The organism is Streptomyces sp. NPDC091649 (assembly GCF_044756785.1).
Classification (GTDB): Bacteria; Actinomycetota; Actinomycetes; order Streptomycetales; family Streptomycetaceae; genus Streptomyces.
The window spans coordinates 177,655-193,645 of sequence record NZ_JBIVTR010000008.1 but is presented as its reverse complement, the minus strand read 5'-3'; the positions used below and the strand labels follow the sequence as shown (position 1 = coordinate 193,645).

The following is a 15,991-nucleotide window of genomic DNA, read 5'->3' as shown; positions in this document are numbered from 1 at the left end:
CGTTCCCGCCCTGTCGACCCGGATGCCTCCGGTCCGTCGACCCGGACTTCTTCGCCCCGCCCCAGCCCTCCAGCCCCAGTCCAGGAGTCGAGTGCCGATGACCACCGCAGCAACCCGCGGCGACCGGAGGATCAGCCCGGTCTTCCTCGGCATCGCCGCTGTCACCGCGGTCGCGGGCTGGGCGGTGTGGACCGGTTTCGCGGACGCCACCGGCTTCGCGGTCTTCGTGTTCGTCACCGGGGCCTGGGTCGTCTCGCTCTGCCTGCACGAGTACGCGCACGCCCGTACGGCGCTGCACAGCGGTGACCTCTCGGTCGGGTCCAAGGGATATCTGACGCTCAATCCGCTGAAGTACACGCACGCGCTGCTCAGCATCGTGCTGCCGGTGCTCTTCGTGATCATGGGCGGGATCGGGCTGCCCGGCGGCGCTGTGTACATCGAGCGCGGCCGGATCCGCGGCCGGTGGAGGCACAGCCTGATCTCGGCGGCGGGCCCGCTGACGAACGTGGCGTTCGCGGTCGTGTGCACGGCCCCGTTCTGGCTGGACGCGCTCGACGGGGTGCCCCGCGCCTTCCAGTACGCCCTGGCGTTCCTGGCGATGCTCCAGGTGACGGCGGCGATCTTGAACTTCCTGCCGATCCCGGGGCTGGACGGTTACGGGGTGATCGAGCCCTGGCTCTCGTACCGGGTCAGGCGCCAGGTGGAGCCGATCGCGCCGTTCGGGCTGCTCGCGGTGTTCGCCGTCCTGTGGATCCCCGGTGTGAACATCGTCTTCTTCGACGGGGTCCACACCCTGCTGGGCGGACTCGGCGTCGAGGAGTTCCAGCGGTACTGCGGCTACGACGCCTACCGCTTCTGGCGGGGCCTCTTCGACGAACAGGACCCGGGCTGCGCGCTCACGTGACGGGCGCCGCCGCCGTGCGGGGCGTGCGCCCCCGGTGCCGCAGGGCGGCGGACAGCACCGCGACGGCGATACCGCCGAAGGCCCAGGCCCCGAGCACCCACAGCGCACCGGCGGTGGCGTTGCCGTCGAAGTAGACGGTGTTGCGCACCACCGTCGTTCCGGCGCCCGGGGGCAGGGCCTGTCCGATCGCGCTCCAGAACGGCGGCAGCAGCGAGGCCGGGTACACCCCGCCGGAGCTGGGGTTGCCCAGCACCGTGAAGATCGCAATGGTCAGGCCGAGGCCGATCGTGCCCGCCAGGGACTGGAGGGCGACGCCGACGGCACCGGAGGCGAACACCACCAGGGTGCCGATGCCGACGAGTTCCCAGAACGCCCCCGGAAGGCAGTCGAGCACCGGGCCGACGATGATCGCGCCGCCGATGCCCGAGACGAAGGCGTACGGCAGCATCGCCGTCAGCCTGATCAGGGTGCGGAGCAGGGTCGGGCGCTTAGAGCCGGCCGCCATGTTGAGGGCGGACGCGGCGAGGTAGCCGCCGATCGTCCAGCTGAGCACGAGGTAGAAGGAGGAGAGCCCCCGGGAGTCCCCCGCGTCCGGCGGCCGGACGTCCCGCACCACGAGCGTGCGGTTCTGCGCGCGGGAGACCTCGCGCAGGATCTCGGTGGCCGCCGTGGAGGCGGACGGCCCTCCCGCCGAGGCGACGAGCAGGGTGTCGGTGCGGCCGGCCGGGTCCACGACGAGGGCGGCGTCGGTGCGCCGGTCGAGCAGCCGCGCCCGGGCCTCGGCCCGGTCCTCGGCGGCGGTGACGTCGAGGGGGTCCTCCGGCAGGGCGTCGAGCCGCGCCATCAGGGTGCGTTCGACGGCGGGCGGTGCGACCACGGTGACCGGAACCCCACGGGGCTCGGGGGCGTGGAACGCTCCCATGTAGGACAGGGCGAAGCCCAGTTGCAGCAGCAGGACTCCCAGCATGACGAGCGCCGACCGGGTGGTCACCGCGTCGCGCACTTCGCCCAGCATGCCCCGGTCGTCCGTCCGGACCGTGGCCACGGACCTGTTCCTCGCCTCTGACACCGGGTCTCCCTCGTCGCACACGCCGACGCCGGACGGCCGACGGGTCCGTCCCATCGTCGGCGCTCCGCGGCGCCGGGGCCCGGCGGACGCGCCGCGCGGAGGGGCGCTCGACACGATCGGCGGACCGGCGAGGGGGAAGCGGGGGCCGGAGGTCCGGCCGGAAGGCGTGAGGGGAGGGCAGGAGCCGGCCCCCTGCGGCGGTCAGCCGGTGCCGGCGGTGCCTGCGGCGGTCAGCCGGTGCCGGCGGACGTAGAACCAGGTCATGTTCGACGACAGCCCCGCGATGAGCACCCAGACGATCCCGAGCAGGCTGCCCTGGACGAAGGAGACCACGGCCGCCACGACGGCGAGGACGCAGACGACGAGGGCGTAGAGAGCGATGCGGGGCATGGGGGTCGACTCCTGTCGGAAACGGGTCGCGGTCCCGTCCAGTGTCCCCCATGCCCCGTTGTGCCCCGTCCCGGGGAGGTGTCCCGGGGGCGGGGCGCGCTCAGACGTCGGTGGTGCGCAGCCCGGCGTGGGCCTTGTAGCGGCGGTTGACCGAGATCAGGTTGGCGACCAGCGACTCGACCTGGTGGGCGTTGCGCAGCCGGCCCGCGAAGATGCCGCGCATCCCGGGGATCCGGCCGGCCAGGGCCTGCACCACGTCCGTGTCGGCCCGCGCCTCGCCCAGGACCAGCACGTCGGTGTCGATCTCCTCGATGGACTCGTCCTGGAGCAGCACGGCCGAGAGGTGGTGGAAGGCGGCCGTGACCCGGGAGTCCGGCAGCAGGGCGGCGGCCTGTTCGGCGGCGCTGCCCTCCTCGGGCTTGAGGGCGTAGGCGCCCTTCTTGTCGAAGCCGAGCGGGTTGACGCAGTCGATCACGAGCTTGCCCGTGAGTTCCTCGCGCAGGGACCTCAGCGTCTCGGCGTGGCCGTCCCACGGCACGGCGACGATCACGATGTCGCTGCGCCGGGCGCACTCCGCGTTGTCCGCGCCCTCGACGCCGAAGCCCAGCTCGGCCGCGGCCTGCTCGGCGCGGGCCGCGTCCCGGGAGCCGAGAGTGACGCGCTGTCCGGCGCGGGCGAGCCGGTAGGCGAGGCCGCGCCCCTGCGGGCCGGTCCCGCCGAGCACGCCGACGCTTCTGCCGGAGACGTCGGGGAGGTCCCAGGGGTCCTTGGCGGGGGGCTTGGGCGCGCTGCCGTTGTCCTGTGTAGTCATGAGCCGACCCTACTGCCAGGTAGCTCCCGGGAATCGGCCCCCGGCGCGGGGAAATCGGGTTGCCCGGGGCGCCCCGGAGTGCCGATCATGGCTCTTCGTGACCTCAGCGCCTCCGTCGCCCTCCCCCTCCGCGCCACCGCCCTCCAGAATCCGCGCCCTGCTGCCGGACCTCGCGCCGTGGCGTTCCTCGGCGGACTTCCGGCTGCTGTGGGTCCAGGGGCTGATCACCTACTTCGGCAGCTTCATGGCGCTCATCGCGCTGCCGCTCCAGATCAAGGACCTCACGGGTTCGCCGCTCGCGGTCGGGGCGATGGGCGCGGTGGAGCTGGTGCCGCTGGTGGTCTTCGGGCTGTACGGCGGGGCGCTGGCGGACTCGGTGGACCGCCGCCGGGTCATCCTGCTCACCGAGGCGGGGCTCGGCGTGCTCGCCGCGATCCTGCTGGTGAACGCACTGCTCCCGGAGCCGTTGCTGTGGCCGCTGTACGTGGTGGCCGGCGGGGTGTCCGCGCTCGCCGGGCTCCAGCGGCCCGCGCTGGACTCGCTGATGGCCCGGATCGTGCCGCACGCGCAGCAGACGGCGGCGGCCGCGCTGAACTCGCTGCGCTGGCAGATCGGGGCCATCGCGGGCCCGGCGCTGGCCGGTCTGGTGGTGGCGTACGCCGGTCACGGCACGGCGTACGGGGTGACGGTGTGCACGTTCGCCGTCTCCGTGGTGCTCTGTCTGCGGCTGTCGCCCGCGCCGCCCGCCGGTGACGCGCAGAAGCCGTCGCTTCGCGGGATCGTCGAGGGGGCGCGGTACGCCTGGAGCCGGCCGGTGCTGCTGGGGACGTACGCGATCGACATGGCGGCGATGTTCTTCGCCTTCCCGAACACGATCTTCCCGTTCCTGGCGGACGACCTGGACGCCGAGTGGTCCCTGGGCCTGATGTACGCGGCGGGCTCGGTCGGCTCGCTGGCGCTGGGGCTGACCAGTGGCTGGACGTCACGGGTGCGCAGGCACGGGCTGTTCGTGGTGTTCGGTGCGACGGCGTGGGGGCTGGCCATCGCGGCGGCGGGCTGGTTCTCCAGCGTGTGGGCGGTGCTGCTCTGCCTGGCCGTGGCGGGGGCGGGCGACATGCTGAGCGGACTGGGGCGGGCGACGATCTGGAACCAGACGATCCCGGAGGAGCTGCGGGGCCGGCTAGCGGGCATCGAGGTGCTCTCGTACAGCGTCGGCCCGCAGCTGGGCCAGGTGCGGGCCGGGGCGATGGCCGGCTGGACGGGCACCCGGTCGGCGATCTGGACGGGCGGGGTGGCGTGCGTGGCCTCGGTGGCGCTGCTGACCGCCGCGCTGCCGAAGCTGGTGCGGTACGACTCCGAGACGGACGAGGACGCGGTGCGCAGGCGGGAGGCCCGGGAGCAGACGTGAGCCGTGCGCCCGGCCGGTGGCCGGGCTCCCGGAGCCCCGGCCCCCGCCCCGCGCCCGCACCTGTTCCGTAAGCGCAGATGGGGCCGGATAGGGCGGAGAGGGCGTCCTCAATCGCGGGACGGGCGCGGGTTGCCGCCGGACGGGCCCGGGTCGTCCCGGGAAGGGCCTGAAGGCCCCTTGTCCTCGTCGTGCCATCTGGGGTCGGTGTCCCACTCCAGATTCCGCTCGCGCGCGATGTCCATCGCGTGCTGCGCCGCCTCGCGGGAGGGGTAGGGGCCGAACCGGTTCTGCGCCGGGCACTCCGGTCCTTCCTCGACCTTCTTGTGCTCCAGGCAGTAGTACCATTCGCCCGGTTTGCCGACCGTGCGCTTCTTGAACAGGGCCATCGACGGCTCCTTTCCTCCCTGCCATGGTGCCCCGGGGGCGCTGGTTAGACTCGCTGGCATGTCTGGCCAGTCGCTTCTCGTACCAGGGGAGATCACTCCCGTCCGTTCCGTACCCGGAAACATCCGGCGTCCCGAGTACGTGGGGAAGCCGGCTCCGACGCCGTACACCGGCCCGGAGGTGCAGGACGCCGATACCGTGGAGCGGATGCGCGTCGCGGGCCGTATCGCCGCGCAGGCGATGGAGGAGGCCGCCAAGCACATCGCCCCGGGGGTCACCACGGACCAGCTCGACCGGGTCGCGCACGACTTCATGGTCGATCACGGCGCGTACCCCTCGACGCTCGGCTACCGGGGCTTCCCGAAGTCGCTGTGCAGCTCGCTCAACGAAGTCATCTGCCACGGCATCCCCGACTCCACCGTGCTGCGCGACGGCGACATCGTGAACCTGGACGTCACCGCCTACATCAACGGGGTGCACGGCGACAACAACGCCACCTACCTCTGCGGCGACGTGGACGAGGAGTCCCGGCTGCTGGTCGAGCGCACCCGGGAGTCACTGAACCGCGCCATCAAGGCGGTCCGGCCCGGACGCCAGATCAATGTGATCGGCCGGGTCATCGAGTCGTACGCGAAGCGGTTCGGCTACGGGGTCGTGCGCGACTTCACCGGGCACGGGATCAACACCTCGTTCCACTCCGGCCTGATCATCCCGCACTACGACAGCCCGCACGCCACCACGGTGATGCAGCCGGGCATGACGTTCACCATCGAGCCGATGCTGACGCTGGGCACCCACGAGTACGACCTGTGGGAGGACGGCTGGACCGTGGTGACGAAGGACCGGAAGCGGACGGCCCAGTTCGAGCACACGCTGGTGGTCACGGAGACCGGGGCGGAGATCCTCACCCTCCCGTAAGTCACCCGGAAACGGCCATAGCGGCACCCTTCGGGTACGTCGCGCACGACTTTTTACCGACAGACAGTCGGGAACCGGTTGACTTAGGTAAACCTAAGTAGGAGGATCGGGCGTGTCGGCGCGCACCGCCGTACCACTACGCGGCCGCCCGCCGGCATGTCCGTCTCTTTCAGGACGTCCCGTCCCCCTCGGTCCCCGGAGGCCCGCCTTGGACGCAACCGCCACCGCCACTCCCTTCTCGACGCTCATCCGCACCGCGTCGCACGAGCAGCACACGGAGGCCGAGACTTCGTCCTTCATGAGCGACCTGCTCGGCGGGCGGCTCGGGGTGGACGCGTACACGCGCTACACCGAACAGCTGTGGTTCGTGTACCGGGCGCTGGAGGACGGCGCGGAGGCCCTGCGCGGCGACCCGGTCGCGGGCCCGTTCATACAGCCCGAACTGATGCGCTCCACCGAGCTGGAGCGCGACCTGGCGCACCTGCGCGGGAGCGACTGGCGCGAGGGCCTCCGGCCACTGCCCGCCACCGCGGCGTACGCGGCCCGGGTCGCGGAGTGCGCGCGCAGCTGGCCCGCCGGTTACGTCGCCCACCACTACACGCGCTACCTCGGCGACCTCTCGGGCGGTCAGATCATCCGCGACAAGGCGGAGAAGACCTGGGGCTTCGAGCGCAAGGGCGACGGCGTGCGGTTCTACGTCTTCGAGGAGATCACCAACCCGGCCGCCTTCAAGCGGGGCTACCGCGAGCTGCTGGACGCGGTGAACGCGGACGACCTGGAGAAGCAGCGCGTCGTCGAGGAGTGCAAGAGGGCCTTCGCGCTGAACACCGCGGTCTTCCGCGAACTGGGCGAGGTCTTCCCGCTCAGCGCCTGAGCACCCGCGCACGAGCCAACGGCGTCGGCCCCGTCCGGGGTCGGCCCCGTACGTCCAGCAGGACGCGGCCCCCGACCTCCACCGTGCCGTCCGGCGCGGGCGCGGTGAGAATCTGGGAGCCGCGTCCCTGCGTGATGTTCAGGGCCCGGCCGAGTCGCGCGCTGAGCAGCAGCGCCGCCGCGCCCGTCGCCTCGTCCTCGACCACCCCGTCCCCGCGCCTCGGGAAGGCCCGCGCGCGCACCCGCCCGGCCGCCTCGTCCTCCCAGGCCCACGCGTAGAGCCACCCCTCGCCGGGCGGCGGTCCCGGCAGCGCCTCGACCTCGGCGGCACTCGCGTACCGCTGGAGCGTGCGCGGCGGGACCCACTCGGGGCGGGCGGTGATCCAGGTGAACTCCCCGTCCTGGCGCGCGAACACGTCCCCGACAGCCAGCTCCAGGACCTCCAGGTCCAGCAGCCAGGCGGTGCCCACCAGCGGGTGCCCGGCGAAGGGCAGCCGGAGCCCGGGGGTGTGGATGTCCACCCGACCGCGCTCCGGGTCGTCGACGAACACGGTCTCGCTGAAGCCGAGTTCGCGGGTCAGCCGCTGGCGGGAGGTGTCGTCGGGGTGGCCGCGTCCGTCGCGTACGACGCCGAGGGCGTTGCCGTGCCGGCCGTCGGGTCCGCAGAACACCCGCAGGACGTCGATGCCCGGGGGTACGTCGTAGTCGCTCACGGGGGCATTCAAGCACTGCCCGGCGGCGCGGCGGGAACCGAGCGGGTACGCCCCCGGGGCCGTACCGGCGGTGCTGCCGGTACGGCCCCGGGGGGAAGCGCGGGGCGCGGGGCGGGTGGGTCAGGCGGTGGCGTCACGGCGACGGCGCGCCGCGATCACGACGCCGGCGCCGGCCGCCACGACGACGCCGGAAGCGGCGATCAGGGCACCGGTCGGGATGTCGGAGCCGGTGGAGGCCAGGGCGCCGGCGCCGCCGACCGAACCGCCGACCGAACCGCCGGTGGAGCCGCCGACCGTGCCGCCGCCGGTGGTGGAGCCACCCGCCGCGGAACCGCCGGTGGAGCCGGTGGAGGAGCCGGAGCCGGTGGTGGAGCCGCCCGGAAGCCGGGCGTCCTCGTCGAGCGAGACCGCGATGCTCAGGGCGTCGAGTTCGTCGCCCTTCTCGTACATGCCGGCGAACGCCTTCGAGCCGCCCTCGGTGAGCGTCGCCGGGACGCCCTTGAGGTGGACGATGCCGCCCTTGGCGGCCAGCGCGCCGGAAGGCACCTTCAGGTCGCCGATGGCCAGGCCGGTGAACTCGCTGACCTTCCCGGTCTTCCGGTCCTTGGAGGAGACGTCGGCGAGAAGCGTGCCCGAGGTGCCCTCGATGTCGACCTTCAGGTTGCTGAGGGCCAGGTCGAGGGCGTACTCGCCCTTGGTCTCGTGGCCGAGGAAGCGCACCTTGCCCGTGAAGGCGGCGTTCAGCGTGTTCTTCTCGGCGTCGAGGTGGCCGGTGGCCTCGGTGAAGCGGTAGCCGTCGGCGGCGGAGGCGGCGCCCTCACCGGTCTCGACCTTGCCGTGCGCGATGGGGCCGACGACATAGGAGCGGAACCGCTCCTTGACGCCCCAGTCGAGGGTGCCGTCCACGACCGGTCCGCTGACGGGCGCGGCGGTCTCGGAGGCGGACGACGACGCCTCGGTGCCGGGCCGGCCGGTCGGCCCGGTGGGCCGGCCCGTGGGCTGACCGGTCGGCTCCCCCGGGGGCTGACCGGTGGGCCGGCCCGTGGGCCCGGTCGGCTCGCCCGTGGGCCGACCGGTCGGCTCCCCCGTGGGCTCTCCGGTCGGCTCGCCCGTGGGAGGCACCGCCGCCTTCACCGAGAGGGTGGCCGGGTCGAGGACGTCGCCCTCCTTGTACTGGCCGTTGAACGCCTCCGAGCCCGCCTTCGTCAGCGTGGCGGGGATGTCCTCGAAGACCATCGCGCCGCCGTCGCCCTGCCCGGGCTTCACGGCCGACAGGTCGAGCGCGGCGATGTCCACGTCGTCCGTGGTGCCCTCCGGCGTCTTCACGTCCGCGGTGATGGCGCCGCCCGTGCCCTTGGTGGAGAGCTTGACATCGGACAGCGTGATGTCCAGGACGCCTTCGTGGGCGTAGAAGTTGACGGAGCCGTCGAACGCGGTGGCGGTGGCGTGGGAGCCGGGGCTCGGGTCGTAGCCGCCCTTGCCGTTGACGAACGTGAACGCGCCGTTGTTCTCCGCCTGCTTCGCGCCGTCGGAGACGGTGATCCTGCCGTGCGCGAACGGGGAGGCGAGGTACTTGCGGAAGGACTCCTTGAAGCCCCAGTCGAGCGTGCCGTCGGTCAGGTCCAGCTTCGGCGCGCCGGCCACGGGGGCCGTCCGGGCGGAGGAGCCGTCGGCCGCGAGGGCCGGAAGGGCGAGGGCCGCGCCGAGGGCGGTGGCCGTGGCGACGGCCGCGGCAAGGGCTATGGGGCGGCGGGTTGCTGCCATGTCGGTAGGTCTCCTAGCGAACGGGGGTGGAAGAGAAGCGGGGAGGGGGAGGGTGTGACGGTTCACCAGGCGCTCATGGGGCGCCCGGGGTCAGGAAGCCTCGGGAGAGCCGGGGGCGGCGGCCCCGGTGGCCGGTCGCGCCGAGCGGCGGCGCAGGGCGAAGAACCCCGCGGTGACCGCGAGAAGCAGCAGCACGCCGCCGCCGGCGAGGTAGCCGCCCGCGCTCGGACCGGAACCGGAGGACGAGGCCGCCGGTGCGGCGGAAGGCTGCTCCCCGGCCTCCGGCGTGGGCTCGGCAGCCGCTGCCGGCTCGCTGCCGAGGTCCGGCAGCGCGGGCAGCCGGGCCTTGTCGTCGACGGCCACCGCGAGAGAGACGGGGTCCATCGCGGTGCCCGCCCTGTACAGGGAGCCGAACGCCTCGGCTCCCTCCGCGGTGAGGGTGGCGGGGGCCTCGGTGAGGACGGCGAGGCCACCCCTGGGCACGAGGGTCTTCGCGGGGAAGGTGATGAGCGGGACGTCCTCGCGGGTGGCGCCCTCGCGGGTCACGTCCGCCGACAGGGAGCCCTCGCCGCGGGCGACGGTGACGGTGACCCCGGCGAACTTCAGGTCGAGGCCCTGGGCGCCGGTGAAGCGGACGCTGCCGCTGAAGTCCGCGTCCAGCGTCCGCTTCTCCGCGTCGTACGTCCCCTTGCCCCGCGGGAAGCGGAACAGGGCCCCGCCGTCCTGGGCGCCGCCGGCGAGCGTCCACGCGCCCTGGCCGATGGAGCCGGTGACGTACTCGCGGAACGTGCGGCGTACGCCCCAGTCGACGGCGGCGTCCTCGAAGCGGCCCGCCTTCTTCCCGGCCTCCCGCGCCTCCTCGCTCTCCTTCTTCCCCTCGCCCCTCCTCTCGTCCGGGGCGGACGGCTTCGGCTCGGTGACCGCGCCCGTGGTGTCGACGGAGAGGCTGACCGGGTCGAGCGGGGTGCCCGCGGTGTAGTAGCCGGCGAAGGCGGAGGCCCCCAGCTCGGTCAGCGTGGCGGGGACGCCGGTGAGGGCGACGGGGGTGGAACCGCCCTTCATGTCGATCCCGCCGAGGCCGAGCGAGGCCAGCGGCACCTGGGAGCGGCGGGACACCCTGCCGGTCTCCCGCTCCTTGCTGACCATGTCCGCGTGGAGCGTGCCCCTGCCGCCGCTGATCCTGACGGTGGGCCGGCTGATCGTGAGGTCAAGTTCGCTGCCGCCGTCGGCCTTCTGATGGCCGCTGAAGTGCACACCGCCGGAGAATCCGGAGTTGAGCGCCCCGGTGTCGGGATCGTAGGAGCCGGTCGCCGAGTGGAAGCGGAACTGGCTGCCGCCGACCGTGGCCGCGCCCCCGGTCAGGCTCCAACTGCCCTGGGCTATGGGCCCGGTGACGTAACTCTGGAAGGAGGACTTGATACTCCAGTCCAGCCGGCCGCCCTGCACCGTGCGGCTCGCCGCGTGCGCGGTGACGGCGGGGAGCAGGGCCCCCAGCAGTCCCGCGAGGAGCGCGATGACGAGCACGCGGACGGATCTGGACGGCGGCATGAGGGAACCCTCCGAGAACTGGATAGTTAGGTGAGGCTAACCTAAGCTACATCCAGCCCGAGTCGGAACCCCTCCGGTCACGCCGTTGCCCGCGAACGGCCGGCCGCACCCCGCAGAACGACAGGACGGTGCCCAGTGCGCATCTCGCAGGACTTCGCCCCCGGGGCGGCCGAGGGCCCCGAGGGCCTAGACACCGGACGGGCGGTCCGCCGTCGCCCGGCCAGGGCCGTCGCCGCCCTCGGCGCCGCCGTGGCCTTCGCCCTGGTCCTCACCGGCTGCGGCGGCGGGGACTCCGCGCCGAAACCGTCCGCGAGCACCGTCGACGCCGACCGGATCGAGCCGCTGGCCGCCCCGCCCGCGCCGAAGCTGCCGGTCACGGTCGGCTCGGCGGACGGCACGGAGGTCACGATCGGCTCCACCGACCGGATCGTGCCGCTGACCGGGTCCCTCAGCGAGATCGTCTTCACTCTCGGCTTCGGCGAGCGGGTCGTCGCCCGGGACATCACCGCCACCTTCGAACAGGCCGCAGAACTCCCCGTGGTGACCCGGGCCCACGACGTCTCGGCGGAGAGCGTGCTCTCGCTGAGGCCGACGATCGTCCTCGCCGAGACCAGCACCGGGCCGGCCGAGGCGGTCGACCAGATCCGCGACGCGGGCATCCCGCTGCTCGTCGTCGAACCCGCCAAGGAGCTCGCCGACGTCGGCCGCCGCATCGACACGGTCGCCGAGGCCCTCGGCGTACCGGCCGCGGGCGCGGAGCTGAAAGCGCGCACCGAGGCGCGGATCACCGCCGTACAGAAGTCCCTCCCGGGCCGCGCGGACGGCGAGAAGCCCCGGGTCGCCTTCCTCTACCTGCGCGGTTCGGCCTCCGTCTACCTGCTGGGCGGCGCGGAGTCCGGGGCCGGTTCGCTGCTGGAGGCCGCGGGCGCGGTCGACGCCGGGAAGGAGTCGGGCCTGGACAAGGACTTCACCCCCATCACCAGCGAGGCGCTCGCGAAGGCCGCGCCGGACGCGATCCTCGTGATGAGCAAGGGGCTCGCCTCGGTCGACGGCGTGGAAGGGCTGGTGAAGATCCCCGGCATCGCGGAGACCCCGGCCGGGATGGACCGCCGGATCGTCTCGATCGACGACGGGGTGCTGCTGAACTACGGGCCGCGCACCGACCGGGTGCTCGCCGACATCGTCGAGCAGCTCTACGCGAAGGGCGGCCGGGACCGGTGACCGCCTCCTACGAGGAACGCACCGGGGGCCCTGCGGCGGCGAGCGCGGGCGCGCCCGCGAGCGGCCCCGGGAACGGCTCCGCGGGCGGGAAGGCAGCGGCGGTCTCCCCCGGGTCCGCCCGGGGCAGGGCGTTCGTACTCACCCTGGCGCTCTCCCTCGCCCTGCTCGCCGGCTGTCTGCTGTCCGCCGCGATCGGCGCCTACTCCATCCCCCTCGGTGACGTCCTGTCCTCCGTGCAGCACCGGGCCGGGCTCGGCGGCCAGGAGTTGGACCGGGTCGGTGAGAGCGTCCTGTGGAACGTACGGCTCCCCCGGGTCGTCCTCGCACTGCTCGTCGGCGCGTCCCTCGGCTGTGCGGGCGCGCTGATGCAGGGCGTGTTCGGCAATCCGCTCGCCGAGCCCGGCGTGATCGGCATCTCGGCGGGCGCGGCGGTGGGCGCGGTCGCGTCGATCGCGCTCGGCCTGAGCTTCTTCGGCAACTGGACCGTCACGGTCTGCGCGTTCGTCGCGGGTCTGGTCACCGTGCTGCTCGTCTACACGCTCTCCCGGTCCGGCGGCCGGACCGAGGTGGTGACGCTGATCCTGACGGGCATCGCCGTCAACGCCTTCGCGGGCGCGCTGATCGGACTGTTCATCTTCTTCGCGGACAACGCGCAGATCACCCAGATCACCTTCTGGCAGCTCGGTTCCCTCTCCCAGGCCACCTGGCCCAAGGTGCTCGCCGTGCTGCCGTGCGCGCTGGCCGGGCTGCTCATCGCCCCGTTCCACGCCCGCGGGCTGGACCTGCTGGCCCTCGGCGAGCGGCCCGCCCGGCATCTGGGCGTGGACGTGGAGCGGCTGCGGATCGTGCTCGTGCTGGTGGTGGCACTGCTGACGGCCGCCGCCGTCGCCGTGGCCGGGATCATCTCCTTCGTCGGGCTGCTCGTCCCGCATCTCCTGCGGATGGCGAACGGCCCCGGCCATCGTTTCCTCGTCCCGGGCAGCGCGCTCGGCGGCGCCCTCGTCCTGGTGGCGGGCGACCTCGCCGCCCGTACGGTGGCGGCCCCCGCCGAACTGCCGCTCGGGGTGCTGACCGCGCTGTTCGGCAGCCCGTTCTTCTTCTGGCTGCTGCGCAGGACCCGTCGCAAGCAAGGTGGTTGGGCATGAGAACGCTGAGGGACCTGTTCACGGGACGCGCCCGGGAGCTGCCTGCCCCCCTCGCCGTCGGCTCCCCCGCCGTGGAGGCCGTCGGGCTGTCCGTCCGGCTGGGGCAGCGGCAGGTGCTGGACTCCGCCGGCCTGACGGCGCACGCGGGCGAGGTGGTGGCCCTGGTCGGGCCGAACGGCGCGGGCAAGTCGACGCTGCTGGCCGCGCTGGCCGCCGATCTGCCCGCCGCAAGCGGCGAGGTGCGGATCGACGGGCGTCCGGCCACCGCGTGGTCCGCGCCGGATCTGGCGCTGCGCCGCTCGGTGCTGCCGCAGTCCGCCGCGCTGTCCTTCCCCTTCCCGGTGGAGGACGTCGTACGGATGGGGCGGGCGCCCTGGGCCGGTACGGAGCGGGAGGACGAGGACGACGCGGCGGTGGCCGCGGCGATGGCCGCCACGGAGGTGGGCCGGTTCGCGGCCCGCCCCTTCTCCGCGTTGTCGGGCGGCGAGAGGGCCCGGGTGGCGCTGGCCCGGGTGCTGGCGCAGCGGGCCCCGCTGATGCTGCTGGACGAGCCGACCGCCGCACTGGACCTGCGCCACCAGGAACTGGTGCTGCGGATCTGCCGGGAGCGGGCCGCCGCCGGGGACGCGGTGGTGGTCGTGCTGCACGACCTCGGCCTCGCCGCGGCGTACGCGGACCGGGCCGCCGTCCTGCACGAGGGGCGGATCGCGGAACTGGGTCCGCCGGACGAGGTGTTCAGCGGCGAACTGCTCGGCGAGGTCTACCGGCAGCCGGTGGAGGTCTTCCCCCATCCGCGTACGGGCAGGCCGCTGATCGTGCCGGTACGCCGGCCGTGAGGCGGCCTCCCCGCTCCCCCGCCGGGTCGCGGTGTGGACGCCGTATCCGGTCCCCGCCCGCACGCGGCCCGCCGCCCCGGTAGGGTTTCGACGGTCAGTGCGGGCGACGGATCAGAAGGCGCGGAAGCAGCGGATGACGAGACACCCTGGGCTGGGCCGGCTGATGGCGGGGCTCGCGACGGCGACCGTGCTGTGCGTGACGGCGAGCGGCTGTGTGACGGTGCACGGGGAGCTCGAAGTGCTGCCCGGGGCGAAGCAGTCGGAGGCCGCGCGGGCGCTCAAGGACTTCACCGACGCCTACAACGCGGCGGACAAGGCGTTCGATCCGGCGCTGGACGCGGACCGGGTGACGGGTTCGCTCGGCGCGATCAACCAGGCCGGGCTGAAGGCGCGGCGGACGTACAACCCCGACGGCAACAAAGCGCACAAGCCGCTGGTGCTGGACGACGCGACGTACGTCATTCCCAAGAAGGCGGGCTGGCCGCGCTGGTTCCTGGCGGACACCGACTCCAACCGGGACGAGGACGGCGGGAAGCAGGACACCCGCTGGCTGGTGGTGTTCGTGCGGTCGGGCCCCGACGCGCTGTGGAAGGCGTCGTATCTCGCGGTGGTCCCGCCGTCCCGGGTACCGGAGTTCGCCCTGGACGGGGACGGTCTCGCCACACCGGTGGAGCCGCGGGACGACACGCTGGCCGTGGCGCCCGCGGACCTGAGCGCCTCGTACACCGGCTACCTGCAGAGCGGTGCGCCGGACGTGTTCACGCCCTCCACGGCGACCTCGGGCTGGCGCGAGACGCGCCGCGCCACCCGGCGGGCGGGGTTCTCGTACCAGTACGTCGACCAGCCGCTGACGGGCAGGACGTTCGCACCGTTCGGGCTGCGCACCGAGGACGGCGGGGCACTGGTCTTCTTCAGCAGCAAGCACTTCGAGCGGCAGACCGCGGCGAAGGGGCTGCGGCCCGAGGTCAACGCGGACGTCAAGGCGCTGCTCACCGGCGAGGTGAACAGCAGCCTCACCAAGGAGCGGGTCTCCAGCCAGCTGGTGTACGTCCCGCCGCGCGCCACGGGGGCCGGCTCCGGCTCCGACGCGGGCTCCGGCGGCAAGGTGCGGATGCTGAACCGGCTGCCGGGCCTGGTCGCGGCGAAGGGCGAATAGCGGCGTGCGCCGCCGAGCCGGCCCGGCGGCACACGGCCCGGCGGCCGGTCGGGCAGCCGGGCGATGGAACGACGGTCGAGCGCTCGAACGCGGGTCGGCGGCTCAGCGGCTCAGCGGCCAGGCGATCGAGTCGTGGTCCAGCTCACTCTGCTCGGCGCTGCCCGCGTACCGCGCACAGGCGTCCGTGAGCGTCTCCAGCAAGGTCAGCGGGTCCGGCAGCTCGTGCTCGGGGCCGCGCACCCAGCGGACGTCCAGCTCACCGGGGAGCCGGGCGGGCGGCAGCAGGACGTAGCTGCCCCGGCAGTGCCAGCGCAGGCCCGGGTGGGCGTCCATGGTCTCCGGGTGGCAGTCCAGCTCGCAGGGCCACCACTCGTCCTCGTCCTCGGGGGTGCCGCGGGTGGCGGTGAAGAAGAGCATCCGGTCCTCGCCGGACTGGGCGACCGGGCCGACGTCGATGCCCGCGTCGAGGAGACGCTCCAGAGCATTTCGGCCGGCGGTGAGCGGGACGTCCAGCACATCGTGGACCATGCCGGTCGCAGTGATGAAGTTGGCGAGCGGCTGGCCGGCGGCCCAGCGCTCGATCTGGGCGCGGTCGGTGGTCGACTGCGTCTGCCAGGCGAAGGAGATGGGGTGCCGGGCGGGGGTGGGGCAGCCGATGCGCTCGCACGAACATCGGTAACCGAGGGGGTGGGCAGCGGGGGCGATGGGCATCCCCGCGTCGGCGACCGCCAGGAGCAGGGCCGCTCTGGCCGTCTCCTGCGCCTCGGCCCCCGGTGATTTGGGACGTCGCCGCAGCCACTGGGAGATCCTGCTCTCTGTGCCGCGGAAACGGCCGGAATCGGCGCCCATCT

General features: G+C 73.4%; 16 protein-coding genes. 8 read left to right on the top strand and 8 right to left on the bottom strand.

The annotated features are described in order from the left end of the window. Nucleotides 1–97: 97 nt before the first annotated feature. Nucleotides 98–904, top strand: a complete 807-nt coding sequence (locus ACIQMU_RS16770) for a site-2 protease family protein (protein WP_352242387.1) — start codon at nucleotides 98–100, stop codon at nucleotides 902–904. On the opposite strand, the gene ACIQMU_RS16765 is transcribed toward ACIQMU_RS16770, so the two are convergent. The 3 genes from ACIQMU_RS16765 to npdG all read right to left on the bottom strand — a co-directional run bounded on the left by ACIQMU_RS16765 (nucleotide 897) and on the right by npdG (nucleotide 3,174). Beyond that, nucleotides 897–1,919: a DUF3533 domain-containing protein gene (locus ACIQMU_RS16765; protein WP_352242463.1), complete on the bottom strand. Its 1,023-nt coding sequence runs from the start codon at nucleotides 1,917–1,919 to the stop codon at nucleotides 897–899. The genes ACIQMU_RS16770 and ACIQMU_RS16765 overlap by 8 nt on opposite strands. Before the next feature lie 255 nt (nucleotides 1,920–2,174). Continuing rightward, the gene (locus ACIQMU_RS16760; RefSeq protein ID WP_352242386.1) at nucleotides 2,175–2,363 is read right to left on the bottom strand and encodes a hypothetical protein; all 189 of its coding nucleotides are present in this window, start codon (nucleotides 2,361–2,363) and stop codon (nucleotides 2,175–2,177) included. Nucleotides 2,364–2,463: 100 nt separating this feature from the next. After that, on the bottom strand, nucleotides 2,464–3,174 hold the full coding sequence (npdG, locus tag ACIQMU_RS16755; protein ID WP_402689091.1) for an NADPH-dependent F420 reductase: 711 nt from the start codon (nucleotides 3,172–3,174) through the stop codon (nucleotides 2,464–2,466). A 97-nt stretch (nucleotides 3,175–3,271) separates the two neighbouring features. On the opposite strand from npdG, the gene ACIQMU_RS16750 reads away from it, so the two are divergent. Further along, a complete protein-coding gene (locus ACIQMU_RS16750) occupies nucleotides 3,272–4,582 on the top strand; it encodes an MFS transporter (RefSeq protein ID WP_352242384.1) in 1,311 nt (436 codons plus the stop codon). Between the two features lie 107 nt (nucleotides 4,583–4,689). Here ACIQMU_RS16750 and ACIQMU_RS16745 read toward each other — a convergent pair whose 3' ends face one another. Beyond that, nucleotides 4,690–4,968, bottom strand: coding sequence for a hypothetical protein (locus ACIQMU_RS16745; protein WP_352242383.1), 279 nt, complete (start codon nucleotides 4,966–4,968; stop codon nucleotides 4,690–4,692). A 58-nt stretch (nucleotides 4,969–5,026) separates the two neighbouring features. Between ACIQMU_RS16745 and map the strand changes: the two genes are divergently transcribed. Beyond that, a complete protein-coding gene (map, locus tag ACIQMU_RS16740; protein ID WP_352242382.1) occupies nucleotides 5,027–5,884 on the top strand; it encodes a type I methionyl aminopeptidase in 858 nt (285 codons plus the stop codon). 208 nt (nucleotides 5,885–6,092) lie between these two features. Continuing rightward, the gene (locus ACIQMU_RS16735; protein WP_352242381.1) at nucleotides 6,093–6,758 is read left to right on the top strand and encodes a biliverdin-producing heme oxygenase; all 666 of its coding nucleotides are present in this window, start codon (nucleotides 6,093–6,095) and stop codon (nucleotides 6,756–6,758) included. On the opposite strand, the gene ACIQMU_RS16730 is transcribed toward ACIQMU_RS16735, so the two are convergent. The 3 genes from ACIQMU_RS16730 to ACIQMU_RS16720 form a co-directional block, all read right to left on the bottom strand. Next, nucleotides 6,748–7,470: a PhzF family phenazine biosynthesis protein gene (locus ACIQMU_RS16730; protein ID WP_352242380.1), complete on the bottom strand. Its 723-nt coding sequence runs from the start codon at nucleotides 7,468–7,470 to the stop codon at nucleotides 6,748–6,750. The two genes, ACIQMU_RS16735 and ACIQMU_RS16730, sit on opposite strands and share 11 nt — an antisense overlap. A gap of 120 nt (nucleotides 7,471–7,590) precedes the next feature. Beyond that, nucleotides 7,591–9,234 carry an HtaA domain-containing protein gene (locus ACIQMU_RS16725; RefSeq protein WP_402689090.1) on the bottom strand — a complete coding sequence of 548 codons (1,644 nt, stop codon included), beginning with the start codon at nucleotides 9,232–9,234 and terminating at the stop codon, nucleotides 7,591–7,593. Between the two features lie 90 nt (nucleotides 9,235–9,324). Further along, entirely contained in the window at nucleotides 9,325–10,782 is a 1,458-nt protein-coding gene (locus ACIQMU_RS16720) for an HtaA domain-containing protein (RefSeq protein WP_402689089.1), read from the bottom strand. Between the two features lie 135 nt (nucleotides 10,783–10,917). Here ACIQMU_RS16720 and ACIQMU_RS16715 point away from each other — a divergent pair, with 135 nt between their 5' ends. The 4 genes from ACIQMU_RS16715 (at nucleotide 10,918) to ACIQMU_RS16700 (ending at nucleotide 15,140) form a co-directional block, all read left to right on the top strand. After that, nucleotides 10,918–12,003 (top strand): ABC transporter substrate-binding protein, encoded by a 1,086-nt coding sequence (locus ACIQMU_RS16715; RefSeq protein ID WP_352242377.1) that lies wholly within the window; start codon nucleotides 10,918–10,920, stop codon nucleotides 12,001–12,003. After that, on the top strand, nucleotides 12,000–13,148 hold the full coding sequence (locus tag ACIQMU_RS16710; RefSeq protein WP_402689088.1) for a FecCD family ABC transporter permease: 1,149 nt from the start codon (nucleotides 12,000–12,002) through the stop codon (nucleotides 13,146–13,148). Before ACIQMU_RS16715 ends, ACIQMU_RS16710 begins: the two co-directional genes overlap by 4 nt. Then, nucleotides 13,145–13,984, top strand: coding sequence for a heme ABC transporter ATP-binding protein (locus ACIQMU_RS16705; RefSeq protein WP_352242375.1), 840 nt, complete (start codon nucleotides 13,145–13,147; stop codon nucleotides 13,982–13,984). Before ACIQMU_RS16710 ends, ACIQMU_RS16705 begins: the two co-directional genes overlap by 4 nt. A 133-nt stretch (nucleotides 13,985–14,117) precedes the next feature. Next, complete coding sequence (locus ACIQMU_RS16700; protein WP_402689087.1) at nucleotides 14,118–15,140, top strand: hypothetical protein; 1,023 nt, start codon at nucleotides 14,118–14,120, stop codon at nucleotides 15,138–15,140. Nucleotides 15,141–15,242: 102 nt separating this feature from the next. Here the strand turns inward: ACIQMU_RS16700 and ACIQMU_RS16695 are convergent, their stop codons facing one another. Further along, nucleotides 15,243–15,989 carry a bifunctional DNA primase/polymerase gene (locus ACIQMU_RS16695; RefSeq protein ID WP_352242373.1) on the bottom strand — a complete coding sequence of 249 codons (747 nt, stop codon included), beginning with the start codon at nucleotides 15,987–15,989 and terminating at the stop codon, nucleotides 15,243–15,245. Nucleotides 15,990–15,991: the final 2 nt, after the last annotated feature.

Coding starts and splice junctions, on each gene's coding strand:
- ACIQMU_RS16770 (WP_352242387.1), top strand. CDS start 98: ATGACCACCGCAGCAACCCGCGGCGACCGGAGGATCAGCCCGGTCTTC.
- ACIQMU_RS16765 (WP_352242463.1), bottom strand. CDS start 1,919: ATGCTGGGCGAAGTGCGCGACGCGGTGACCACCCGGTCGGCGCTCGTC.
- ACIQMU_RS16760 (WP_352242386.1), bottom strand. CDS start 2,363: ATGCCCCGCATCGCTCTCTACGCCCTCGTCGTCTGCGTCCTCGCCGTC.
- npdG (WP_402689091.1), bottom strand. CDS start 3,174: ATGACTACACAGGACAACGGCAGCGCGCCCAAGCCCCCCGCCAAGGAC.
- ACIQMU_RS16745 (WP_352242383.1), bottom strand. CDS start 4,968: ATGGCCCTGTTCAAGAAGCGCACGGTCGGCAAACCGGGCGAATGGTAC.
- map (WP_352242382.1), top strand. CDS start 5,027: ATGTCTGGCCAGTCGCTTCTCGTACCAGGGGAGATCACTCCCGTCCGT.
- ACIQMU_RS16725 (WP_402689090.1), bottom strand. CDS start 9,234: ATGGCAGCAACCCGCCGCCCCATAGCCCTTGCCGCGGCCGTCGCCACG.
- ACIQMU_RS16720 (WP_402689089.1), bottom strand. CDS start 10,782: ATGCCGCCGTCCAGATCCGTCCGCGTGCTCGTCATCGCGCTCCTCGCG.
- ACIQMU_RS16705 (WP_352242375.1), top strand. CDS start 13,145: ATGAGAACGCTGAGGGACCTGTTCACGGGACGCGCCCGGGAGCTGCCT.
- ACIQMU_RS16700 (WP_402689087.1), top strand. CDS start 14,118: ATGACGAGACACCCTGGGCTGGGCCGGCTGATGGCGGGGCTCGCGACG.
- ACIQMU_RS16695 (WP_352242373.1), bottom strand. CDS start 15,989: ATGGGCGCCGATTCCGGCCGTTTCCGCGGCACAGAGAGCAGGATCTCC.